Raw genomic sequence first — 5,944 nt, 5'->3', positions numbered from 1 at the left:
GCGGTAGGTCGGTCAGACAGATCGCGATGTCCCACCGGTCGTCGGCGCGCCGTTGGGCAAGATCCTCGAGCAGCGCCTCAACGCCACCGTCACGGCGCGGCGCCACCTCACCCCAGCCTTCCCGGATGGTCCACCGCACGTCCGCGTCCACCCGCTCGGCCAGCCGGCCGGCCAGTTCGGCGGTGAGCCGAGGGCCACCCGGGCCGGGTGGTCCCGGCCCGTCGGCACCGCCACCGCCGCTGGGCGGCGCCGGCTTCACGTCGCGGTACGGGCTGGTCCGGCCGCGTGAGGGGCGCTACCTGGCCGGGGTCTGCGCGGCCATCGGACGAGCCACCAACACCGATCCGGTGCTCTGGCGGGTGCTGCTCGCGGTGCTCGGCTTCTTCGGCGGCATCGGCATCCTGGTGTACGTCGCCGCCTGGCTGATCATCCCCAACGAGGGCGACACCGCGTCCCCGGTGGAGTCCATGCTCGGGCGCGGTCGGTCCAGCATGTCGCCGGTGACCGTGATCATCCTGGGCATCCTGGTCGCGGCCAGCTTCGGCTACATCGTCACCGACGCCTTCCGCGCGGTGCTGCTCGGCGCGGCCATCCTGATCGGCGGTGCGCTGCTGCTCAACCGGGACAGCCGAGGGCCGCAGCCCGGCACCCCGGGCGGTCCGGTCCCGTCCGCACCGGTCGGTACGCCGTCCGGGCCCGTCCCGCCGGTCACCTGGCCGGCGCCGGCGCACGGCGTCGTGCCGCCCACCAACCCGCCGGCGACGGCACCGCCCGGCGGGTATCCGGCGTACGCCACCGCCGCGCCGGACGTGTCGCCGACCCCGCACGCCCCGACGCACGACACGCAGCCGGCCACCGGTCCGCAGCCGTTCACCGGCGCGCAGCCGGTGTCCGGGGTGGGCCCGGTGTCCGGGCAGCCGGCCGGCACGACGGCCGCGCAGGCGGGCTGGCCGGCGCCTGGCCCCGCCAGCCCCGGGTGGCCGAGCACCGGCACGCCCAGCGGCAGTTGGCCGTCGGCGCCGGTGACCGGCGCCCCCGCTGCCGGCACCCCGACCGGCTACCCGGTCACGCCGCCGGCGCCGGCCGGATACCGCCCTCCGTTCGCGCCGCACGGGCCGTACGCCTCGCCGGCCGCGTACCCCCCGCCCAAGCCGCCGAAGCCACCGAAGCCGCCGAAGCGACCCCGGGAGCGGTCGCCGCTCGGCGCGGTGACCTTCTCGCTGATCTTCCTGGCCCTCGGCGTGGTCGCCCTGCTCGACCTGCTGGACGTCTTCGACGTCGGCGCGTCCGCGTACTTCGCCGCCGCGTTGGCCACGATCGCGCTGGGGTTGCTGGTCGGCACCTGGTTCGGCCGGGCCCGCTGGCTCATCGCGCTCGGCCTGGTGACCGCCGCCGCGCTGGGAACGGCCACGGTGGCCGAGTCCTACGACCGGATCCGCGGGGTCGACGGCGCGGTCACCTGGGCGCCGACCGACCACCGCGACCTCGCCGACCGGTACGAGAACAGCTTCGGTGACGCCGTGCTCGACCTGCGCGGGATCGACTTCGCCAAGCGGGACAGCCAGGTGACCGTGGCGGTCAACTTCGGCCAGGCGACCGTGGTCGTACCCCCGAACGTGGACGTCACCACGGTGGCCGACGTCAACGCGGGCGACGCCACCATCTTCGGCAGCCGGTCCGGCGGGCTGGACGGACGCCTGCGCGAGTCCACCGACCTCGGCGCGGACGGGCCCGGGGGCGGGACGCTGCGCCTGTACATCCACGTCAATGCCGGCAACCTGGAGGTGACCCGGTGAAGGCTCACCGTACGGATCTGGTGTCGTTCGCCTTCGGGTTGGTGTTCCTCGGGCTGTCCGTCTGGTGGCTGCTCGCCCAACTGCTCGGGCTCGCGCTGCCGCCGGTCGGCTGGTTCCTGGCCGGCGCGCTGATCCTGATCGGGATCTTCGGGTTGGTCGGCGCGCTGCGCTCCAGCCGTCCGGTCCAACCGGAACCGACCGCTCAGAACGCCGTCACCACCGAGTCCGCCGCGCCGGTTTCCGGTGCGTCCGCGCCGACCTCCGGCGCGGGCCTGCCGTCCTGGGACGCCGAACGCTCCACCTGGGACGCTCCCGCACCAGGGCCGGCGCCGGAGACGTCGACCGCCGAGGTGCGGGCGCCGGAGACGCCGACGGCCGAGGTGATCCACCCGGCCTGGCTGGCCCACCCGCCGTCGGAGCCGGAAACCACCCCGGTCTCCGATCAGCGCGCCGACGGGGGCGACGAGCCGACCGCCGGCCTCGCCGACCGCCCGACCGGCGCGGAGATCGACGAGCCGACCCGGGTCGACCAGCCGGCGGACGAGCGGAACGAACAGCGCCGGGAGCCCTGACCGGGCGCCTGCCCGCGCCGACCTTCTCAACCGCTCCGACGGTGCGGTCGGCGCGGGCAGGCGCATATGCTGGCCGGTGGAGATCTCGCCTCCGCCGGCCGGCCCGTCCCGCCATGGCGGGCCCCGCCGCGATTCCCGTCTCTACCCCGTCAGGAGCCCGTCCGACATGACCCAGTCCCCCGCCGTGCGTACCACCGGCCGGTCCGGTCCGGTCCGCATCGGCGAGCGAGCCGCCCGTACGCTCGTCACCGAGCTGGCCCGGATCAACGATCCCAAGGTCGCCCTCCTGGTCGGCGCGAGCCCGGAGTCCGCTGTGCTGGCCGCGGCGATCGAGGCGCTGCTCCCCGGTGACCGGCTCGCCGTGGTGCCCGCCGAGTCGTCCGGTGTCACCGTGCTCCGCGAGCACATCACCGCCCAGGGCCGGTGGGTCGCCGACCGGGTCAACGTGATCGACTCGCTGGCCGAGGCCGAGGCCGCCGCGGTGGTCATCGCCGCCGAGGCGTTCACCGGCACCGCCGAGGAGACCCGCGGCGGCATCGAGTCCCTGGTCAAGCACCTGGCCGACGGCGCGGTGCTGAGCGTCGCCACCGCCGCGACGCCCGGCCGGACCACCGGCGCCGCGGCCGAGCTGGCCCGGCAGGACGCCCTCTACGGCGTCGGCGCCGACCTGGTGCTGCGCAACTCGCCGCCGGTCCGGATCTACCGGCTGCGGTTCACCCCGGCCAGCCCGGCGGCGGCCGACCGGTTGGCCCCGGCACACCGGCCGTCGAGCGTGCCGCTGACCCGCGGCATGCACATCGACTCCAACGGGGTGGCAGCGGCGGGCATCACGCTCGGCCTGGCCGCGCTGGCCCGGGTGGCGCGTCCCTCGTCCAAGCTCTGGCTGTTGCCGGCGCTGGCCGCCGGGCCGGTCGCCGCGTTCTTCCGCGATCCGCAGCGCGACGTTCCGGAGGATCCGGCGGCCGTGGTCGCCAGCGCGGACGGGCAGGTCCTGTCGGTGCAGCGACTGCACGACGAACGTTTCGGCGACGGTGAGTGGCTGCGGATCGCGGTCTTCCTGTCCGTGCTGGACGTGCACGTCAACCGGGCGCCGGTCGCCGGCAAGGTGGTGGACTACTTCGTCGCCGACGGTGGCTTCGTGAACGCGATGAAGCCGGACGCCGAGCACAACGTGGCCGCGTACACCGTGCTGGACACCAGCCGCGGCACGGTGGTGGTCGCGCAGCGGACCGGGCTGATCGCCCGCCGGATCGTGCAGCGCGCTCCGATCGGCGCGCTGCTGGCGAAGGGCGAGCGTTTCGGGCTCATCAGGTTCGGCTCCCGGACCGACGTGTACCTGCCGGCCGAGGCCGCCGAGCCGCTGGTCGGGCCGGGCGACAAGGTGGTCGGGGGTTCCACGGTCATCGCCCGCTGGCGCTGACCCGTCAACGACAGAACGGGGTGCCCGCGGGCACCCCGTTCTTCGTTACGCGGATTCAGGCGGTACGACGCTGCCGCAGCCAGAGCACCGGCCCGCTGACCAGGTAGCCCACCACGATCAGGGCGAACGTGAGCCGGATGTCGACAAGTGCGCCGATCACCGGGGCCAGCCAGAGCCACGGCGGCAGCTTGACCAGCCGTGCGAGCTTGGCGTACGGGAAGCTGGAGACCATCGCGAAGGCGAGCAGCGCCACCCCCGCGACCAGCACGGGGCCGGGCACGGGCAGACCGATCGCGACGGTCACGGCGAGCACCGCGGCCGCCATGGTGGTGGGGACCCCGCAGAAGAAGCGGCCGTCCTTCGGCGAGACGTTGAAACGGGCCAGCCGGATCGCGGCACATGCCGCGACCAGGGCGCAGGCCACCGCCGCCGCGGCCGTCGACACCGAACCGGCGAGCGAGGCGTAGACCACGACCGGTGCGGCGAGGCCGAACGAGCACATGTCGGCCAGCGAATCCATCTGCGCGCCGAACGGGCTGGCCACGTTGAGCCGGCGAGCCAGCGCGCCGTCCAGGCCGTCGAAGGCGACGCAGGCGATCAGGCAGAGCGCGGCGATGCGTACCTCACCCTGCATGGCCTGGAAGATGGCGAGCATGCCGAGCATCAGGCTGGCCAGCGTGCACGCGTTGACCAGGCCGAACTTCATCCGGCGGGCGACTGTGCGCTCGCCGGGGAGCAGTGGGATCGAGTGGGCCGAAGCCTCGTCGACGTGTGCCATCGGCGGCAGCGCCGGGCTGACCGGCATGACGGCCTCGATCTCCGATCGACCGGTGCCGAGCGCTGGGCGGCCGAGGCGGTCCAGGCCGTAGCGGCGACGCTGCCGGTCGGCGTACCGGTGCTCGGGCAGCGCCACATCGGTGGTCCGCAGGTCGCCGTCGCGGCGACCCACCCGGACCAGTAGCACCTGGCGCGCGAACGTGCTGCTGCGGCGCAAGCGGCCCGCCCAGCGACGTCCGGCGGGGCGCGGACTGTCAGTCGTACGACGCCGGCGCCATAGGGCTCTCGGCACGTTTCCTCCATCACCGGATCGACTGCCGCCGCGAGGGCGGGTGTCCGGCTGTCTCGTGCCGGACCTTGCGTGGCCCGGCAGCCGTTTTGCGGAGTACACCATCGCATAAGGGAACAGGACTTGGCGATAGCTGCCGGCGGTACTTATATCTGGCTTAAACCGCGCGAACCGCACTCTTATTCCCATGCCGGGCCTCATCGCCCGTTCCTCCATCATTCCCGCCATCGACTGTACCGGAGGGTCACCATCTCGGCTCACCGAGCGCGGGGCTATCGACCCGACTGTCCGATTGCCGAGGCAGCGATCCCCGTCAACGGCAGGTCGGCGGCCTGAGCCGGGGTGAACCAGCCGGCCCGGGCCGTCGAACCACCCGCCGACTCGGTGACCACCGCGTCGGTAGGTACGTCCACCAGCACCCGATAGATCACCCGGACGCCGTGCCAGTCCAGTGGCCGCCCCTCCGGGCCGAACGCGGCGGGGTTGTGCAGATTGTCCACGCCGAGCAGCTCCACCACCCGGCCCAGCTGACCGCCCTCCTCGATCAGCTCACGGAGCAGCCCGGTGGTCGGTTGCTCGCCGTGATCGGTGCCGCCCCCGGGCAGGTGCCACCTGCCGGCCCCCGGGTAGCCGTCCGCGATCTGAGTGAGCAGGATCCGCCCGGCCGGGTCGGTGACCAGCCCGTACGCCCCGAAGCGCAGCCGCCGGTCGGGGTGCGCCGGCGGGAACGGCTCGGCGGGCCGACGGGCACCGGTCGGGAGCGGGGTGACCGGCAGGCCGAGCAGCTCGGCGCTGAACGGCGCCAGCGGCAGGCGGGCCGCCTCGGCCGTGGTGACCCAGAGGGCCTGGTCGGTCGGGCCGTCCCCGGCGTCGCGCAGCGTGCCGCCGCGCGCGGTCAGCTCGAACGCCAACCGGTCGGTGTGCAGGGCGACGTCGTCCTCCGGGTAGGTGGTCACGTCGGCCACGGCCGCCAGCAGCCGGTCGACCGTCACGGTCAGCCCGGTCTGCCGGGCCACCTCCCGGACCACCGCGTGCTCCGGATGTTCGGCGTGTGCCACCGCACCTCCCGGCAGCCGCCACACCCCCGGAA

At 74.3% G+C, this 5,944-nt stretch carries 4 protein-coding genes and 1 pseudogene; 3 read left to right on the top strand and 2 right to left on the bottom strand.

Going from position 1 to position 5,944, the window contains the following annotated elements; translation table 11 throughout:
* The first annotated feature begins 125 nt into the window (after positions 1-125).
* The 3 genes and pseudogenes from EAD89_RS24870 (at position 126) to EAD89_RS24860 (ending at position 3,788) form a co-directional block, all read left to right on the top strand.
* Entirely contained in the window at positions 126-1,796 is a 1,671-nt protein-coding gene (locus EAD89_RS24870) for a PspC domain-containing protein (protein WP_233579089.1), read from the top strand.
* Positions 1,793-1,975 (top strand): annotated as a pseudogene (locus EAD89_RS24865) (hypothetical protein); the annotation flags it as partial. The gene EAD89_RS24870 and the pseudogene EAD89_RS24865, both read left to right, overlap by 4 nt.
* Before the next feature lie 559 nt (positions 1,976-2,534).
* On the top strand, positions 2,535-3,788 hold the full coding sequence (locus EAD89_RS24860; protein ID WP_121652279.1) for a phosphatidylserine decarboxylase: 1,254 nt from the start codon (positions 2,535-2,537) through the stop codon (positions 3,786-3,788).
* A gap of 55 nt (positions 3,789-3,843) precedes the next feature.
* Here the strand turns inward: EAD89_RS24860 and EAD89_RS24855 are convergent, their stop codons facing one another.
* Together EAD89_RS24855 and EAD89_RS24850 are read right to left on the bottom strand one after the other, a co-directional pair.
* The gene (locus tag EAD89_RS24855) at positions 3,844-4,782 is read right to left on the bottom strand and encodes a phosphatidylcholine/phosphatidylserine synthase (protein WP_121652280.1); all 939 of its coding nucleotides are present in this window, start codon (positions 4,780-4,782) and stop codon (positions 3,844-3,846) included.
* 344 nt (positions 4,783-5,126) lie between these two features.
* Positions 5,127-5,944 (bottom strand): NUDIX domain-containing protein (locus tag EAD89_RS24850; protein ID WP_121677399.1); only part of this gene is annotated, 818 nt, incomplete at its 5' end.

It is taken from the genome of Micromonospora sp. BL4 (genome assembly GCF_003667505.1).
In the GTDB taxonomy this organism is placed as follows: domain Bacteria; phylum Actinomycetota; class Actinomycetes; order Mycobacteriales; family Micromonosporaceae; genus Micromonospora.
The sequence above is the reverse complement of the archived record's forward strand: the minus strand, read 5'-3'. Positions and strand labels throughout refer to the sequence as shown.